Below are 18,418 nucleotides of genomic sequence, written 5' to 3' on the forward strand. Positions count from 1 at the left end.
ATGCTATAATTCTGCAAATTTTACCATACAAATTTACATAATTTACACTATTTTAACAACATTTTTTTGCGATAGGGTTGTAGAAGCATTATAATAGCTAGGAGTTAAGGGGTTGAATATTTTTTATAAGGGATGAACAAAATTATGAAACACTATTATCCGGAATGTAAATTGTTTATTTTTGACCTAGACGGAACATTATATGAGGATACTGATCACTTCGATTACTACGCTTCCTTATTAAAGGGAAAAGTAAAGCCGGTTTTTCAAGGGAACTTTATGAAGGATTACGAGGCGATGAAGCGTGGTGAACATCCAATTGGAATTGGAAAAGCATATGATGTTGACAGAGATGTTGTACTTACGCTCGATCCATTAACGCTGCAGGTTACTCATGTACAGGAATGGGACGGGACAGAGTGGGATACGGAAGAAATTGAAACCATCTATTCTGAGCTTCTTTCATTTGATTTTGAACATATGATTGCGATCGGTGACGGATGGTGGTTGCCTTTTGCTGCAGCCAAGCACTATGGACTGACTGGGGAAGAAACTTATACATCATATACGAAAACGAAAGACTTCATGGTTACCGACCAATTTCAGCTGACCAAAACGCCGGGATTGAAGGAGGGACTGCAGAAGTTAAAAAAGGAAGCTGAAATTGTTTTGGTGACGAATAGTGAGGCGGACGATGTAGCCCGATTACTGAACGAACTCGAACTGGATGGCCTTTTTCAGGAAGTGGTGCCACTTGCCCAAAAGCCTGTCCAAACGAAAAAGATTTTCCTTGAGCTTTTTGAGAAGTATAAGGTGAAACCCGAAGAAACTGTTTCAGTTGGGGATAATCTCATTAATGAAATCGCGCCAGCGTTGCTCCTAGGAATGAAGACGATTTACATTCAACCAACCGGAATTGTGCTTGAACACAATAACCTTAAGGTTGTCCCAAGCCTTTCGGAAGTGTTCGAGAAATGAATAATTAGAATTCAAGCTGGATAGGTATTCGTGCAAAATAAAGCACGTTTTGCCTTCCCGGCTTTTTTTATTTCAAAATCTTTTTAAAAAAACAGTGATAATGATTCTCAAATTCATTGACAATGATTATCACTTGAAATAAACTTAAGATGGAATAGTAAATAAATGCTCTGTTAAAGGGGGAAAAACATGTTTTCTCTTGAAACTAAAAATATAACGCTTGCTTATAATGAAACGAATATCATTGAGAATTTAAATTTTCAAATACCTAAGGGCAAAATCACTGTATTGATTGGAAGTAATGGATCAGGTAAATCTACCTTATTGAAAGCAATGGCCCGGTTATTAAAGCCAAAGGAAGGTCATGTCATCATTAATGGGAAAGACATTCATTCGTCTTCTACCAAAAAGGTCGCAAGGCAGCTTGCCATTTTACCTCAATCTCCTGTTACACCAGAAGGATTAACTGTTCTTCAACTTGTAAAACAGGGGAGGTACCCTTATCAAAATTGGCTTCAGCAGTGGTCGAAGCAGGATGAAGATGCCGTTCAATCTGCATTGGAAGCAACACGTCTTGTGGAGTTTGTTGATCGTCCAGTCGAATCCCTTTCAGGGGGGCAAAGGCAGAGGGCGTGGATTGCGATGGCTCTTGCACAAAATACAGATACGATTTTACTCGATGAACCAACGACCTATCTTGATCTTGCTCATCAAATTGAAGTACTTGATTTACTGTATGATTTGAATCAAACGGAACAACGGACTATCGTGATGGTTCTTCATGATCTGAATCTCGCATGCCGTTATGCAGATCATATTGTGGCGGTTCATAATAAAGGAATCTATGATCAGGGAGCACCAGAACAAATTATTACTCCAAACATGGTAAAGGATGTATTTGGACTTGAAGCTCAAGTTTCCTGTGATCCGATGTTTGGGACGCCGCTCTGTATTCCTTGTGGAAAGGGTCGTAGAGTAAACAATGCAGTACGTGCCGCTCACGCCTAAGCACGAGGCGTTTCTAGCAGAACATTGCCGTTTATCTCTTGAAAAGTCTTCGGGTGATTTTTCCGTTACATCAGTGGACTTACTTCAGGAACATACAGTAGAATCGTACATTACAGAGATGACACAACTCATACAATCTCCTAATAAACTAGTTACCGCTTCACAGATTTCGAAAAAATATGCATTTTTGATGGTCACACCGTTCTTTGCCAGCTTCAGCCTATTTAATCTTAATTTAAATGTACAGTCGGATAATTGCATCATTGTTCCGAAAAAAAGCGATGGGAATTTATTGCCGGAATTATCTTTAAAATCATTAGAGGCGAAACCTTTTGAAACTGACCGAAGAACAGAAATGGAAGCAGGGCTTGAACAGTTATTTCGCAACCACATTTCATTGGTCTGGGATAATTTAGCGAAGGTATGTAATTCTCCGTTACCTGTTCTATGGGAAAATACCGCTACATATATTTACTGGCTGTATGAGACAGCCTTGTTACAGCACGCAGATGATCCTTTAAAGGAAGGCATTAAAAAGGATTTTAAATATATTCTTGAAGCACCGGGAGAATGCTTCGGGCTGAATCATAATCCGTTTAAAAAGTATTACTTCGAGAAACAGCAGCTTTTAAAAAGTGATCCTGAAATTCGGATACGTAAAACATGTTGTCTCTACTACGAAATAAGCCCGGATCGTACGTTTTGTAATAACTGCCCAAGATGTTTATCAGGCTATGTACCACAACCGAAGAAAATTGATTAAAAGACATTTGTCGCAAACGGCAAGTGTCTTTTTTAAAGGCTATTTTCGTATAGATTGTTGCTTTAACAGTGTAAAAATGAGGCGAACATTTTGGGGCAAAATGAATGGTTACGGAACCCAGAGCCCTTATCTGTGACAGAAATCGCTTTTTCCGATTCTTAGTGGAACTCAAAGCCCCTATTCCTCAAAAAGTGAGCCATATTCAGTAGTGTTTAACCAAATAAGGTCTTCTTGTTCCGTTAAATCTGAAAATCATGAGGTTTTAGTGAAAATAAGGTCTCCTTGTTCCGGTAAATAGAGTGAATCCTTACTCAGCGATCAGGGGCTGGTATCATGCAATAAGCTTCACAAATATTTTATAGTCGATAGCAACAATCTTTTAGAAAACAGCCTTTTTAAAAGATAGGCTGTGTTCGAGAGCAATAGCAGGAGAATTGTTCTCTTTTTTTTTTGCGAAACATGGGGTTTGTGGGCATAATAGAGCTCAAATGATTCCCTTTTCATGCCAAAGCTACAGATTGAGGCGTCACAGATAGTGATTCTTTGAAGAAAGTCCTCGATAAAGTTGATTTGCATGAGGCAAATCTTCATTATTAAAGTACGAATGCTGGATACATAATGGACCTCCAAATGTTCTAAATATGGACAGGAATCACTACAATAAGTAATGGGACAAACGCTAAAGGGGTGATTAGATGAAAAAGACGACTTGGATTGTATGCGGATTTATTTTGTATGCAGTCCTAATATCATGGTATCTGTTCATTGGTACCGATACTTCGGTTCCAGTTCAGTATCAAGGTAGTTCTGCGGATCCATCTGTATTTATGACTGAACGGGAAATTGATCTCAGCCATGATTTTTCAAGGATTAAACAGCTGTTGTATTTTCTTTCAGTACCGTTTGAATGGATGATTTATTTACTCGTACTAGGTTTTGGTCTGTCAAAATGGTTTCGGAACAGGTCATCAGAAGTATCGCGGTTTCCGATTGTTCACAATGCGCTATATGTCGTATTTCTTTCGTTAACAGCTTTCATTCTTGCATTGCCGATTGATTATTATAGCTACACGGTTTCATTAGACTATCAAATTTCCACACAGACATTTTCGAGTTGGATGCAGGATAATATCATTTCGTTCTGGGTCAATACGTTATTTCTGTTCGTCATCGTCCAAGCACTGTATTGGTTGATGAAAAAGTCTGAAAAACGATGGTGGTTTTACGGATGGCTGCTCTCGATTCCATTTACCTTATTCATGTATTTCATACAGCCAATTTGGATCGATCCGCTTTACAATGATTTTTATCGGCTTCAGGACCAAGTGCTGGAAGATAAGATCCTTGCACTGGCTGATAAAGCAGAGATATCAGCTGACAGGGTTTATGAAGTTAATATGTCTGAGAAAACAAATGCGTTGAATGCATATGTAAACGGGATCGGGTCAAATCTTCGGATCGTATTATGGGATACTACACTCGAGAAGCTTGACGATGAGGAAGTTCTTTTTGTGATGGCACATGAGATGGGTCATTTCGTCAAACATCATTTATTATGGAATCTGATTGGATCGATCGTTTTCACCTTCTTTGGTTTGTGGTTCGGCTCAAGAATCTTTTACTGGTTGATCAAAAAATGGGGGAGTCAATGGGGAATTGAAAAGCCTTCGGATATTGCTTCACTCCCAGCGTTGTTGCTCGTATTTTCGGTGCTATCGTTCATGGCAAGCCCGATTGAAAATGCGGTTTCACGTCAAGCGGAGCATTCGGCAGATGCCTATGCAATTGAGATGACAAAAGATCCTGAAGCCGCCGTCGGGGCGTTCCAGCAGCTTGCCGTGTCAGGGCTAAGCGAAGTAAATCCACCATGGCTTGTAAAAATCTTTTTGTATGGACACCCAACGATGCTAGAGCGGATTCATTTCCTTGAATCATGGACAAAGGCAGAAAAAATAGATCAAGACGTTGATAATAAAGAAAGAAGCGAAGAATAAGATTTTGAGGAAGGACTGACCTTTACGCCTATTTGGCATGAATGTCGGTCCTTTTTCAGGTTTAAAGAGATAACCCACACCGCTCATCAATTAATGTTTTAAAAATTTATGGTAAGGGAATTACTCCTGTAATGACATAGAGAGGAGTGATCTTATGAATCATGATCATCGTGATGAAATGGATATTCGGGAGGAGAAGGTTGAGCGAAGAGAGGATTCAGGTCGAGTAGCTTCCACGTTTATCAAATATGCAGCATATCTGATTATCTTCTTTGGAATTTTATATTTTCTCGTGAACTATATTTTCCCGATGCTTTAAATCGCGCTGCTATAAGCGGCGCTTTTTTTGTTTAAAAATCTTGAATAAATATGAAGGGCTTGTTCATTTTTTTGCCAGTAACAACTTATAATATACAAACGAGTATTTTTGAGGTGAATAAATGAAGAACAAACTTTTACACGGCCTACTTCTCAGTCTAACCGTTCTTTTTGGATATTTAGCATGGCAAACACCGGAAGGAATCGATCGCTACACACAATCAACAGAAAAGGTGAATGCAACTGAAGCAGGAACAGTCGTATCAAATGCAGTCGAAATTGGCAATAAAGCACCAAACTTTAAATTGAGCACTTTAGACGGAAAGACTGTATCTCTTTCTCAATACCGCGGCAAAACAGTGATATTAAACTTTTGGACAACGTGGTGTACGTATTGTAAGGATGAGATTCCAGAGTTGATCAATTTTCATCACTTGCATAAAGAAGATGATGTGGTCATCCTTGCGGTTAACTTAAGTTCAGAGGAAGAAAGCCTTGAACCCGTGGCAATGTTTTCCGACGAGCTCGAAATTCCATTTACCGTTCCTCTCGACAAGGAGGGCAAGGTTGCAACAGCCTATAAGGTTTATATGATCCCAACCACGTATGTTATCGCTTCAGACGGAACAATCCAGCACAAAATAATTGGACCCGCAAACCTTGAACAGCTTGAAAAACTGCTTTTTTGAGGTACAACAGCTCAATCTTCAACAACCTATTTCTAAAGCAGTTGCTTTTCTTTAGAGTGACCAGTCAGCCTTGCTAACTCATCGATTTTTCCATTTAAATAGTGTACATCCATCGTTATCAACATAGAACGATCCGTACCTTCACAAACCGCCTTTACAAATTGCCATAGCGTATTTTTCACCTGAATACTTTCGTTATTTTCTGCAATGAGTGAAAGGGCTTCAACCATAGCGGCAAGAACAGACACATCCTGTCTACCATAATGCCGAAGCTGGTAAAAGCTTTTATAGAGAACATAAGAAAAGGTGTCTTGCTTAATAATGACTCTGAGGTTTTTTTCATCATCATAAAAATAAGGCTCCTCTGCAAATGTTTGTGCAAGGCGGGAAAGCACTCTTCCAAGCTTATGGATACTGATAATCGCCGTATAGGGGTCGTTGACCGCGGGTGAAATTGCACGTAATGCTATTTCAGTCAATTTTTGAATCCCGAATTCAAGGTCCTGCTCAGTCGTCCGCCTTTCACCGATTCGGATCGTATCTATATAGGTATCGATTGTAAACGACCTGTCTCCAAGCGACCAGTAAGAAAAAAGAGGTGAGCCATTATCGACATAATCACCAATGTTCCTATCCATTTTCAGCAAAAGATCATCCCTCTTAGCAAGTTGGATAAGCGCTTCGAGGTCAATATTCTGGATATAACCGGACTGAACGGACGTAACCGACTTGGATTCCTTGAGCTTCAACTCATCTTCTTCCCAATTCGACCATGGTGATGAACCACTCGACGTAAGATTGGAATGGTGCAATTCATTTCTTTCAAGAATGCCTAAACAATTATCTGTAATATTTTGAATCAGATTATTGACTTGAATCCAAGTCCCAACGTGATGAATGAAATAGACAAAGAATCCAAGACATAACGCAGCCATCAATATCGAAAGAGAAGGTACAAAAAAGAATCTCGCTTGATCTGAAATGTTCATCCAAACTAATAAAAGCAAAAAATAAAAGAAGGAACCGATAAATACACCAAGAACCCGTCGTGTGACAGGGTCACTCAAGAAATTATCAAGTGTTCGTGGTGAATATTGAGAAAGGTAGGTTGATAATAGAACCATGATCGATGAAAAAGTGATCGCTGTCATCGTCAGAATGGAAGTCGCCAATGCACTAAGAATCAGACGTGACGTATCGCGATCTGTCATAAGAAACGAAGGAATCATTTGATAAAGTTGAACACGTTCCATCCACATGTCAGCTTCTACCGACAAGAAAGCAGAAAGGACAGCTAGAATGCTATAAGCTGCAGGTTGATACCAGAAGCTATGATAAATTTTATGTAACCAGTTTTTCGGGCTCATCGAAAAACAACCACCTAACGAATAATCTGTCATATACCTTATCGGAAGGGTCAGGGCATAAAATACACCCTAAACCATTTCTGACTGTTAGTGTTTGTCTTTCAGCGCTCAATTATAATTTGATCTGATCATATTCATGCTCTTTTTCTAGTGTCTTTGCAAGACGTTTGATTTTTTCGTTTATAAAATTCTTATCCCATACGAGCAGAACGCTCTCATCAATGCCTTCAACAAAATAGATTGTAAATTTCCAAATCGTTTTTTGAATGGACGGATCCTTGTTTTTCTCAACAATCCCATGGAGTACGGCTAATGTAGAAGCGCATACGGAAACGTCCTGTCTGCCATAATGGCGTATTTGATAAAAGGATTTATACAAAAGCTCCTGATAAGACTGGATATCCATTATGATCCGCAGCTGTTGGTTCTTATCAAATTGGTGACTTTTTGGAAAAGAAACCGTTCCTAATTCGGCGAGCAACGTGCCGATCCGATTAATGCAATTGATTGCTGTGTGTGGATCATTAATTGCAGGTGAAATCGCACGTAACGAAATTTCTACAAGCTTTTGCAAGCCGAATTCAATATCTTGGACAGTTGTACGTTCAGTCCCAATCGAGAAGCATTCCTCGTATCTTTTTTGTTCATCCTCGGTTATTTTTTCGCGATTAACGAATGAAAACAGTGGTGTTCCTCGAAGAATATAATCTCCAATCCTGCGTTCAATTTTTATAATGAAATCTTCTTCACTCGCTTTTTTGAGCAGAGTAGGCAGGTCGATCATTTGTAAATAACCAGACGTGGTTGCCAGGACCGATTTCATATTCGAACAATCCAAATTATGGACATCTTCGTTTGGAATGTCGCTTTCCATCGACTTATCATCGTTAAAGTGAAAGCTCTTATCTATCGTCTGTTGAGTTCGACTTGTAATTTTATCGATTAAATTATTCACTTGGGTCCAGGTTGCAACATGATGGATAAAGTAAACAAAAAAGGCAAGACAGACAATAGCCCAAATAACCGCAACGCCAGGTCCTACAAAAAGGGTCTTATTGCTGATTTCCTTTAAAAACAGCAAAAGTAATAGGGAATAGATAATGCCCCCTGTAAAAATCCCAAGCACCCGTTGAGTAACGACATCACTGATAAAATCCTGTAACGTTCGTGGAGAGAATTGTGATGAGTACGTGGTCAGTACGACCATGATTGATGAAAAAGTAATTGTTGTCATCGTTAAAATCGAAATGGCGATCGAGCTGAGAATCGTTTGACCAAGTTTAATATCGGTTAACAAAACGTTCGGTATGTACTTGCTGATCAACTCGGTAGATACGGACTTTTCAGTAATGATTGTAAGGATCGATAATAAAAGTGCAACAATTCCATAAAAGGTGGGTAAAAACCAAAAGCTTCGCTTGAATGTGATCCAATGCTTGTTTATTTTCAAAGTCCTCATCCTTTATTTCGTATATCCTTTTTATACCCAAAAAGAAAGAGGATGACTCTAAAATTACCGAGTCACCCTCTGATTTTATTCTTTTTTAAAATTATCCTTTAAACATTTGTACGAACATTTTACCGTACTGGCCGCCATCCACAATGCCAATTCCAACTTCTGTATATTGGCTTCCTAAGATGTTTTTGCGGTGTCCGTCAGAGTTCATAAGTGAAGTATGTGCACCTTGAACTGAACTGTTTCCTGCAATGTTTTCTCCAGCAGTACGATACTCGATTCCGAATTGGTTCATCATATCAAACGGTGAACCGTATGTTGGTGAGTTGTGGCTGAAGTAATTGTTTTGAATCATGTCTTTTGCCTTTAGGCGTGCAACCTTTGTCAGTTCTGGATCTACCTTCAATGGAGCTAGTCCAGCTTGTTGGCGTGCTTTATTTACGAGATCTACCATTTGTTGCTCATCAGCTGTTAACGTGAAGCCAGCTTCTGTATTGTTTTCAGGTGCAGGCTGCTCAGCTGGCTGTTGCTCTTTCGGCTGTTGGGATGCCGGTGTTGGAGCAGGCTTTTGCTCAGGTTCAGGTTGCTTTTCTGGTGCTGGAGCAGGATCAGCCTTTTCTTCTGGAGCTGGAGCAGGTTGCTCTGCTTTTTTGTTTGGTTTTTCTTTTTTAGGCTTATCAGCTTTTTTCTCTGATTCTTCTTTTTTAGGTTCCTCAGCTTTATTTGGAGCTTCTTCTTGTTGTTGAAGCTGACCAGTTACTTGCTTAAGAAGTTCTTGGATTTTATTTTGAATAGCAGGATCGAGTTGACTGTTTAGCTTGTTGAAGCAGTTGTTGAGAAGCTCTTGAGCATCTCCTTGACCACCTTGTGCCTGTGCGTATACATAAACTTGAGGTTGTTGCTGATCTGGTGCAGATGCCTCACTTACCCCAGCATTAACCCCTATGATTGATGCAGATAGTAATGATGTTAAAAGAATTTTCTTTAACAAATCTTCCAACCTCCTTGTAAAATAGTTACATAGACAAATTTCGCCTATGAAACTATCAACATGGGGGTTAGGAATTAAATGGAAAACGAATTGAAATTAGATTATGTCTAAACGTAGCGAAAAATAGGATGTGTTTACGAATATTATAGAAAGTTATAAATAGTTGTTCGATGATAAGTGTGTTTACAATACAAAAATCTATAGCCTTTATAACACGGGAACATAGGGAGGAATATGCAGTGTATCCAGAACTGGTTAAATATAAGCAGATCAAGAAGCAATATGAAGAGCAATTAGAGCGCCTAAAACTTGAACAGGGTGACCTGGAAGAGGAAAAGGAAGAACTTTTAACAAAATATGAAAAGGTTCTCAGCAAAATCGGAAGACAAAAAACTTCTATTCACGATAATCCTTCTGATTTTAGATCTGAAGTTCAAACATTAACAGATGAACTTGGTGACGTAATGGAACAGATTTCCCATCTGTCTAATGCAAAAAAAGAGCGCTTGAATGAATGGATTGATCCATTACAGAAAGGCTTGGACCGTGAAGTGATAGCAGCAAAACAACATCTCAAAATAAAAAAGGATGAATTCAAACGTTACCGAATGGAATTATTCCTTCTAATACAACAGCTTTTTGAAATTGAGGAATATGTACATGATATTCACCGTTCCTATACGGAAGCATGCGAAGAGCATATGACCTCACAAGAAAAACAGACATTAAAGCTACAATCGATTCATATTAGAAAAGAAGCAAAACACATGCTTGAAGAACTACATCAAGATTTGGATGAGGTTGTTCGAACAGGGGAAATGCCAGAATGGTTCACCGAAAAAATGCAAAAGTGATGACCACAAAAAGAAAGCCACAACCTGGGGGGAGAGTTGTGGCTTTTATACCGAACAAGATTGGAAGGGAAATAGTAAATTACAGATGCAAGCGTTTGTAATCAACTATTTAGGAATAGGGGAGTACATATGTGATTAATATACAAACGCTGTACCTACAATGATCAATAAGATAAACAATACTACGATTAACGCAAAGCCTCTACCACCAGAGTAACCCAATTAACATACACCCCCTTCAAAAACTTGTATCCAGTGAGGTACTCCTCACACTATACAATATGCTTATAAAAGGTAGATGTATGGACAAGTGAATTAGGGCAAATATGGAATTTTGGTTAAAAAAATATATTTGCAAGGTTAAAGTACAAAAACGGTCTTTTTGAGGCTGTTTTTATTTTGTTCATCATCAACGATTTTATACAGGAACTTCAAACCGTAAAAATTGTGTCGATATGAATGGTATACGTTAGTATGACTGGTATTCTTACCAATAAAACAGACGTGTCGGAAAGCTGTGTACGGTCATGCTAAACATACATCCCGAAAAAATGGGGTATGATAATGAAGAAAATATCGACTATGTTGTTAAGTTCTTTTTTATTAGTGGGATGTGCCAACAGTTTAACAATTGCTGAAGAATCGCTGACATCTAACGTTCAATCAGCACCTTCAGCAGTAACCACGATCCCTGAGAAAAAAGTCATTGATGCACCAATGATTAAGCAATTACCTGAATTGCCACGGGGATGTGAGGTCACAAGTTTGGCGATGCTATTGCAGTATGCAGGGGTAAAAGTAGATAAAATGACCCTAGCCAAACAAGTGAAGAAGGATCCAACTCGTTTCCAAAAAAGAAATGGACAAGTATTTTTTGGTAACCCGAACACAGGATTTGTAGGGGATATGTATTCCATAAAAAATCCTGGATTAGGGGTTTATGCTAAACCGATAAAGGAGTTAGCTGAACAATATATTCCAGGCAAGGTCATTAATTTGACGGGTTCAGATTTCAACGATGTACTTGAATACGTCCGAGACGATAAGCCTGTTTGGGTAATTACCAATACAACCTATGCATGGTTGCCAGAACGTTTTTGGCAAACATGGAACACTCCAACTGGTCAAATTAAAATCACATATAAAGAGCACTCTGTTCTTGTAACGGGGTATGATGATCAATATGTGTATTTTAATGATCCTATGCGAGGAATCAAAAATCACAAAGTTTCCAAAGAACAATTCATCAAATCTTGGGAGCAAATTGGAAAACAAGCGATTACGTTTACAGATTAAAAAGAAGGGGACAGAATTTCTCGAAAACATCGAGCAATTCTGTCCCTATTTTATTTTTATTTATTAATTGCACGGAACCTACTAAGCTGCATTCGGATTGTTCGTTTTTTGTCCTCAGATTCTGCCTTCGCATAAGAATCAAGGAGCTCATCAATTTGATCACGTAGCATTCCATTGCTCCATAGTACATACGAGCGGTATTCTGTGCTACGAATATATTTTTTTAACATATTGTGTTCTGGACCAAAATAATACGTCAAATCACTATGGAATTCATGGAAATTTTCAATATTCACCGTAAGAATCGTATCATCGAGCAGGAACAGTGTCGCTTCCTTTCTCCTCATCAGAACCGGTACTGCATAAAGTTGGTTTTCTGGAAGCACACCTGGTGAAGTCGGTAAAAATAAATACGGATTTTCATCATCATCAAAGCCTACGAAAAAATCAACTGCAGATTCATGAAGAGTAGCTTCTCGAAGCATTGTAAGTTGAACCAATAATCGTTGAGATTCAATCATCTCTCCGCTCCTCCTATCAATCTAATTTGTACCAACAGAATGTCCACATTTGTCTGTTTTTATACGTTAAAAGGCATTTTAAAAGGAAATCATATGGGTTTAAAGAGAGCTTGTCCGATCTTAACGTCCATTTGACAATTCCACAGAAAAGCGTTTACACTATGATTAATATTAGAGAAATTAGAAAATTATGAAAGAAGTTGTCCATTATGCGAGATTTTTTTAGGGACCTGAAAAATGGACCCGATTATATTGCGATAAACGAAAGGCCGATGTCCGATTGATTAATATAGGGCAGCGGTCTTTTTTATGTGGATTTTATCTCGCTAAATTGGTAGTGCAACAGGAGAGGGGGAGCGTGGATGATTACACTGACAGGTAATACATTAACGCTAAAAGAAATCGGTCATGTTCTTTTTGATTTTGAGCATGTTAAAGCATCCAATGAAAGCCTTGCCAAGGTGGAGGCAAGTCGTAAAGCCGTAGATGAGATTGTCGCGAACAACAAGGTGGTTTATGGAATTACGACAGGGTTTGGAAAAATGAGTGACGTATTGATCGATAACACGCAGGTAGAGGCATTGCAGCTTAATTTGATACGGAGTCATGCGTGTGGAGTTGGAGAGCCGTTCCCAGAGACCGTAAGCCGTGCAATGTTGCTTTTACGGGTCAATGCATTGTTAAAAGGGTTTTCTGGAGTTCGTGTGGAAGTGATTCAATTGTTGATCGATTGCATTAACCGGAGCATACATCCTGTTATACCCGAGCAGGGATCACTTGGAGCGAGTGGGGACCTTGCACCCCTATCTCACCTAGCTCTTACGCTTATTGGAGAGGGCGATGTCTATTTTAAGGAAAAACGGATTCCAGCAAGTGATGCTTTTATGGCCGAAGACCTTAAGCCGATTGTTCTCAGTGCAAAAGAAGGGCTGGCATTGATTAATGGAACACAGGCGATGACAGCAATGGGCGTAGTCGGTTATTTGGAAGCTGAAAAGCTAGCATACCAGTCCGAAGCGATTGCCTCGATGACCTTTGAAGGGTTAAGAGGGATCATCGATGCTTTTGATGAATCGATACACCTTGCGAGAGGCTATCCTGAGCAGGTGGATGTAGCCAAACGTTTTCGGATGTATTTGAAGGGAAGCGAGCTTATAACAAAACAAGGGGAGGTCCGTATACAGGATGCCTATTCATTACGCTGTATTCCTCAGGTTCATGGAGCCTCTTGGCAAACCTTCAATTATGTAAAAGAAAAGCTGGAAATTGAAATTAATGCAGCTACTGATAATCCACTAATTTTCGATAGAGGGGAGAGGGTCATTTCCGGTGGCAACTTTCACGGGCAGCCAATCGCATTTGCTATGGATTTTATGAAAATCGCTGTAGCTGAGCTAGCGAACATTTCTGAGCGGAGGATCGAACGGATGGTCAACCCTCAGTTAAGTGAATTACCGCCGTTTTTATCAGCGAATCCTGGAGTTGAATCTGGTGCGATGATTCTTCAGTACTCGGCAGCTTCACTCGTCTCTGAAAATAAAACCCTTGCACATCCTGCGAGTGTGGATTCGATACCATCATCTGCAAACCAAGAGGACCATGTCAGTATGGGTACCATCGGCTCACGTCATGCTTATCAGATCATTCAAAATACGAGAAGGGTTCTTGCAATCGAATGGCTTTGTGCGATGCAGGCTGTCGAGATCCGAGGAATTGAAAAGTTGGGACAAAAAACGCAACGGGTATATGAGAAAGGCAGAACAGTTGCAGAAAGCATTACGACAGACCGAGTTTTCTCTTATGATGTTGAGCGATTAGCAGATGAGCTAAAGTCAGGTGATTGGAGCCGATATTTGATCCGAAACTAAACACAAATTTCGGGAGTTAGACGTGTATTTTCCTAGTTAGACATGTATTTTTGGAATTAGACATGTATTTTCCGAGTTAGACATGTATTTCGGGAATTAGACTCGTATTTCTAAGCTGAAACTTTATATAAAAGGACGTTATTTAACCGAATTACATTAAATGAAGGACGTATTTCATGAATATAAGAACCGAATGGAGGAATAACGATGAAAAAAACGATTACAGCTCCTAGAGGAACAGAACTGAATACGAAAGGCTGGGTGCAAGAAGCGGCACTTCGTATGCTAATGAATAACCTCGATCCGGAAGTCGCTGAAAACCCGGATGAACTCGTTGTCTACGGTGGAATCGGAAAGGCCGCACGAAATTGGGAAAGCTTTGATGCAATCGTTTCAGCATTGAAGGGGCTTGAAAATGATGAAACATTGATGGTTCAATCCGGTAAGCCTGTTGCTGTATTTCGCTCGCATGAAAATGCTCCAAGAGTGTTGATCGCAAACTCCAACCTCGTACCAGCATGGGCAAATTGGGACCACTTCCGTGAGTTAGAAAAGAAAGGCTTGATCATGTACGGACAAATGACGGCAGGCAGCTGGATTTATATAGGTACACAAGGAATTCTCCAAGGCACGTACGAAACATTTGCTGAGGCAGCACGAAAGCATTTCAATGGTTCACTCGAAGGAACACTAACCGTCACGGCAGGCCTAGGTGGAATGGGGGGAGCTCAGCCACTTGCCGTTACGATGAACGGTGGTGTCGTCATTGCAATCGAATGTGATCCCGTCCGAATCGATCGAAGGATCCAGACGCGGTATTGTGACACGAAGGCCGACAGTTTAGATCAAGCACTCCAGCTTGCGAAAGAAGCAATGAAGGAAAAAAAACCACTATCCATTGCCTTGCTAGGGAATGCTGCCGAATTAGTACCTGAGCTTGTAGAACGTGGAGAAATTCCTGACCTCGTTACCGATCAGACATCTGCGCATGATGTTCTGAATGGCTATTTACCAATTGGCTTTTCATTAGATGAGGGGACTGAACTTCGTCAACGGGATCCTAATGCATATATTGAAAAATCAAAGCTAAGCATCAAAAAACATGTGGAAGCAATGGTTGACTTGCAGAAAGCGGGATCAATCGTATTTGATTACGGAAACAACATTCGTCAGGTTGCGAAAGATGAAGGCTATGAGGATGCTTTTGCTTTTCCAGGGTTTGTACCTGCGTTCATCCGACCGATGTTTTGTGAAGGGAAAGGACCATTCCGTTGGGTGGCATTGTCAGGTGACCCGAGAGATATCCATGCAATTGATGAGATTATTTTAAAGGAATTTGCTCATGATGAACATTTGTGCAACTGGATTAAAATGGCTCAAGAAAAAGTGGCCTTTCAAGGGCTCCCTTCACGAATTTGTTGGCTCGGTTACGGTGAGCGTGATCGTTTGGGTAAGATCATCAATGACATGGTGGCGAACGGCGACGTAAAAGCTCCGATTGTCATCGGTCGTGATCATCTTGACTGTGGATCGGTTGCATCACCGAACAGGGAAACGGAATCGATGATCGATGGAAGTGACGCAATCAGTGACTGGCCGATTTTAAATGCGATGATCAACGGGGTGAACGGGGCAAGCTGGGTATCTGTTCATCACGGTGGTGGTGTTGGAATGGGCTATTCACAGCATGCTGGTATGGTTATCGTTGCAGACGGTACGAAGGAAGCAGCAGAGAGATTAGACCGTGTCCTCACTTCTGACCCAGGTATGGGCGTAGCAAGACATGCAGATGCCGGGTACGAATTAGCGATAGAAACGGCAAACAAAAAAGGCGTCCGAATTCCGATGCTTGAAACGAACAAGGCTATCAAGGAAGGTTGGGAATAATCGTGACAACTCAAGTAGATACCGTACTATATAATATTGGCCAATTGTTAACCATGGATGGAAAAGAAGGTGTAAGAAAAGGAACCGATATGATGGAGGTCGGTCTCGTCGAGAAGGCAGCAGTGGCGATAAAAGGCGGAAAAGTCATTTATGCAGGACCCATCGATGGTGCTCCACAGTTTGAAGCAGGCGACAAGATCGATTGCAAAGGACAGTTAGTAACACCAGGACTAGTCGACCCACATACTCACCTAGTCTTTGGTGGATCACGTGAGCATGAACTGGCACTCAAGCAGCAGGGTGTACCGTACCTTGACATTTTAAAACAAGGTGGCGGAATCTTATCGACCGTCAACGCGACACGGGAAGCGGACGAAGAGGTACTTTACGAAAAAGCACATTTTCATCTAGATCGGATTATGAGCTACGGGGTCACCACGGTAGAGGCGAAAAGCGGGTATGGGCTTGATGAATCGACTGAGTTGAAGCAGCTTCGTGTAACGAAGAAACTTAACGAAAACCATCCGCTCAATATCGTATCCACATTTTTAGGTGCACACGCAATTCCACCTGAATTTAAGGAAAGGCCTGAGGAATTTCTAAACGAAATGCTACGTGTGTTGGAAATGGTAAAAAAAGAGGGTCTCGCCCAATTTGCAGATATCTTCTGTGAGACAGGCGTCTTTACCGTTGAACAATCACGCGAATATTTAAGAAAAGCGAAGGAAATGGGATTTGACGTTAAGATTCATGCCGATGAAATCGACCCGCTCGGCGGAACCGAAATGGCGTGTGAGGTTGATGCGATTTCCGCTGATCACCTTGTCGGAGCATCCGAAAAAGGAATTGAAAAGCTTGGAGAAAGCAGAACGATTGCTGTACTTCTCCCAGGGACAACCTTTTATTTGAACAAAAATGAATATGCAAAGGCTCGTGAAATAATCGAACATAATGCCGCTGTTGCCTTGGCGACCGATTTTAACCCAGGCAGCTCTCCGACAGAAAATATACAGCTCATTATGAATCTTGCGGCGTTAAAGCTACGAATGAAGCCTGAAGAAATTTGGAACGCTGTGACGGTCAATTCAGCTTATTCAATCGGCTATGGTGAGCATGCTGGTAAGATCCGGGAAGGAAGAAATGCGGACATCGTCATATGGGATGCACCGAACTATCTCTATGTTCCTTATCACTACGGTGTGAACCACGTCAATACAGTTTTAAAAAGCGGAACCACTGTCTATAAAAGGGGTGAACAGCTTGGTAGAGTTACCGTATCTTAAGTCATCTGGAACAGCGGGATTCCATGATCGGCATGTAACAAAAGCCGCTGAGATCGTGGAAGCTTGGGACAAGGTCGGAAAGATTACGGATGCAGGGATAATCGGTGCTCCGTTATCGAAGCCGTCAATCAGCCTCTCCGGAGCTTCACAAGCTCCCGCTGCGATCCGTCAAATGTTTTCAGCGCTATCGACCTATGCAATTGAGGATGAGAAAGACTTGGCAAGTAAAAGGATGATAGATCTTGGTGATATTGAAATGCATTTGACCGACATTCCTGGCTCTCACAGGCGGATTTACGAAACAATGGCGAGCTTGCTTCATGCACATCCTGAAATGTTTCCAATCGTGCTTGGAGGCGACCATTCAATCAGTTTTCCGAGTATCCGAGCCTTTGCTGAACAAAAAGGAAAAGTGGGGATCATCCAATTCGATGCCCATCATGACCTTCGAAATCGGGAGGATGGCGGGACAGGCAATGGCACGCCGTTTCGTGCCTTAATTGAAGAGAATGTCATCGAAGGAGACCAGCTAGTACAGATTGGAATCCGAAATTTTTCAAACAGCCGTCCGTATCATGAGTTCGGGGAACAGCATGGTGTGACGATTTTTACGATGAAGGATGTTAGGGATCAAGGGGCTGCTCGAATTGTCCGAGAGGCGATTCAGCAATTGAAAGGGAAGGTAGATATCATATACATTTCATTAGATATGGATGTCCTCGATCAAGCCTTTGCCCCAGGGTGTCCTGCAATTGGGCCTGGGGGAATGACGAGTGATGCACTGTTAGAATGCATTCCGGTCATTGCGCAAGAACCGATGGTAAAAGGTATGGACATTGTAGAAATTGACCCGACCGTGGATTTTCGAAACATGACAAGCAAACTAGCAGCCTATGTGATCTTAACCTTTTTCCTCAATCGAATATAACTTGTAGAGCTTGTAGAGTTTGATTCTCTGCAAGCTTTTTTGATTTTTCACTTAATTAAGTAGTCTATTATTCCTAATTTAAAAATTTTCAACTTAAAATAAACGCACCGAAATACATAGTTTAAAAAGTTTGTTAGTTCCCTCTTTCTCCTCATTTCATCATAGGACAAATGTATTACGATTAATTTACAGAATTATTCAAAAACCTCTATGAAAT

At 40.6% G+C, this 18,418-nt stretch carries 17 protein-coding genes; 12 read left to right on the top strand and 5 right to left on the bottom strand.

Annotated elements, in window-relative coordinates:
- The first annotated feature begins 144 nt into the window (after nt 1-144).
- The 6 genes from MOJ78_RS04470 (at nt 145) to MOJ78_RS04495 (ending at nt 5,750) form a co-directional block, all read left to right on the top strand.
- Nucleotides 145-978: an HAD family hydrolase gene (locus tag MOJ78_RS04470; RefSeq protein WP_304980009.1), complete on the top strand. Its 834-nt coding sequence runs from the start codon at nt 145-147 to the stop codon at nt 976-978.
- Nucleotides 979-1,167: 189 nt separating this feature from the next.
- Complete coding sequence (locus MOJ78_RS04475) at nt 1,168-1,986, top strand: ABC transporter ATP-binding protein (protein ID WP_304980010.1); 819 nt, start codon at nt 1,168-1,170, stop codon at nt 1,984-1,986.
- Nucleotides 1,961-2,749: an IucA/IucC family C-terminal-domain containing protein gene (locus MOJ78_RS04480; RefSeq protein WP_304980011.1), complete on the top strand. Its 789-nt coding sequence runs from the start codon at nt 1,961-1,963 to the stop codon at nt 2,747-2,749. The genes MOJ78_RS04475 and MOJ78_RS04480 overlap by 26 nt, the downstream gene beginning before the upstream one ends.
- A gap of 695 nt (nt 2,750-3,444) precedes the next feature.
- A complete protein-coding gene (locus MOJ78_RS04485; protein ID WP_304980012.1) occupies nt 3,445-4,743 on the top strand; it encodes a M48 family metallopeptidase in 1,299 nt (432 codons plus the stop codon).
- 154 nt (nt 4,744-4,897) lie between these two features.
- Nucleotides 4,898-5,062 (top strand): hypothetical protein, encoded by a 165-nt coding sequence (locus tag MOJ78_RS04490; RefSeq protein ID WP_304980013.1) that lies wholly within the window; start codon nt 4,898-4,900, stop codon nt 5,060-5,062.
- A 121-nt stretch (nt 5,063-5,183) separates the two neighbouring features.
- Nucleotides 5,184-5,750 (top strand): peroxiredoxin family protein, encoded by a 567-nt coding sequence (locus tag MOJ78_RS04495; RefSeq protein ID WP_304980014.1) that lies wholly within the window; start codon nt 5,184-5,186, stop codon nt 5,748-5,750.
- Between the two features lie 32 nt (nt 5,751-5,782).
- Here MOJ78_RS04495 and MOJ78_RS04500 read toward each other — a convergent pair whose 3' ends face one another.
- The 3 genes from MOJ78_RS04500 to MOJ78_RS04510 form a co-directional block, all read right to left on the bottom strand.
- Nucleotides 5,783-7,117, bottom strand: coding sequence for a DUF2254 domain-containing protein (locus tag MOJ78_RS04500; protein ID WP_304980015.1), 1,335 nt, complete (start codon nt 7,115-7,117; stop codon nt 5,783-5,785).
- Between the two features lie 112 nt (nt 7,118-7,229).
- Entirely contained in the window at nt 7,230-8,567 is a 1,338-nt protein-coding gene (locus MOJ78_RS04505; RefSeq protein ID WP_304980016.1) for a DUF2254 domain-containing protein, read from the bottom strand.
- A gap of 100 nt (nt 8,568-8,667) precedes the next feature.
- A complete protein-coding gene (locus tag MOJ78_RS04510; RefSeq protein ID WP_304980017.1) occupies nt 8,668-9,564 on the bottom strand; it encodes a CAP domain-containing protein in 897 nt (298 codons plus the stop codon).
- A 239-nt stretch (nt 9,565-9,803) separates the two neighbouring features.
- Between MOJ78_RS04510 and MOJ78_RS04515 the strand changes: the two genes are divergently transcribed.
- Nucleotides 9,804-10,418, top strand: coding sequence for a hypothetical protein (locus tag MOJ78_RS04515; protein ID WP_304980018.1), 615 nt, complete (start codon nt 9,804-9,806; stop codon nt 10,416-10,418).
- A 135-nt stretch (nt 10,419-10,553) separates the two neighbouring features.
- On the opposite strand, the gene MOJ78_RS04520 is transcribed toward MOJ78_RS04515, so the two are convergent.
- Nucleotides 10,554-10,640 (bottom strand): YjcZ family sporulation protein, encoded by an 87-nt coding sequence (locus MOJ78_RS04520; RefSeq protein ID WP_304981184.1) that lies wholly within the window; start codon nt 10,638-10,640, stop codon nt 10,554-10,556.
- A gap of 342 nt (nt 10,641-10,982) precedes the next feature.
- Here MOJ78_RS04520 and MOJ78_RS04525 point away from each other — a divergent pair, with 342 nt between their 5' ends.
- The gene (locus MOJ78_RS04525; protein WP_304980019.1) at nt 10,983-11,714 is read left to right on the top strand and encodes a C39 family peptidase; all 732 of its coding nucleotides are present in this window, start codon (nt 10,983-10,985) and stop codon (nt 11,712-11,714) included.
- A gap of 56 nt (nt 11,715-11,770) precedes the next feature.
- Here the strand turns inward: MOJ78_RS04525 and MOJ78_RS04530 are convergent, their stop codons facing one another.
- The gene (locus tag MOJ78_RS04530) at nt 11,771-12,235 is read right to left on the bottom strand and encodes a hypothetical protein (protein ID WP_304980020.1); all 465 of its coding nucleotides are present in this window, start codon (nt 12,233-12,235) and stop codon (nt 11,771-11,773) included.
- A gap of 362 nt (nt 12,236-12,597) precedes the next feature.
- On the opposite strand from MOJ78_RS04530, the gene hutH reads away from it, so the two are divergent.
- The 4 genes from hutH to hutG all read left to right on the top strand — a co-directional run bounded on the left by hutH (nt 12,598) and on the right by hutG (nt 18,201).
- Nucleotides 12,598-14,103 (top strand): histidine ammonia-lyase, encoded by a 1,506-nt coding sequence (gene hutH, locus MOJ78_RS04535; RefSeq protein WP_304980021.1) that lies wholly within the window; start codon nt 12,598-12,600, stop codon nt 14,101-14,103.
- 207 nt (nt 14,104-14,310) lie between these two features.
- Nucleotides 14,311-15,990 carry a urocanate hydratase gene (gene hutU / locus MOJ78_RS04540; protein ID WP_304980022.1) on the top strand — a complete coding sequence of 560 codons (1,680 nt, stop codon included), beginning with the start codon at nt 14,311-14,313 and terminating at the stop codon, nt 15,988-15,990.
- A 53-nt stretch (nt 15,991-16,043) separates the two neighbouring features.
- Nucleotides 16,044-17,273, top strand: coding sequence for an imidazolonepropionase (gene hutI / locus MOJ78_RS04545; protein WP_304981185.1), 1,230 nt, complete (start codon nt 16,044-16,046; stop codon nt 17,271-17,273).
- Nucleotides 17,251-18,201, top strand: a complete 951-nt coding sequence (gene hutG / locus MOJ78_RS04550) for a formimidoylglutamase (protein ID WP_304980023.1) — start codon at nt 17,251-17,253, stop codon at nt 18,199-18,201. Before hutI ends, hutG begins: the two co-directional genes overlap by 23 nt.
- The last annotated feature ends 217 nt before the right edge of the window (nt 18,202-18,418 follow it).

This window comes from Alkalihalobacillus sp. AL-G (genome assembly GCF_030643805.1).
Lineage (GTDB): Bacteria > Bacillota > Bacilli > Bacillales > Fictibacillaceae > Pseudalkalibacillus.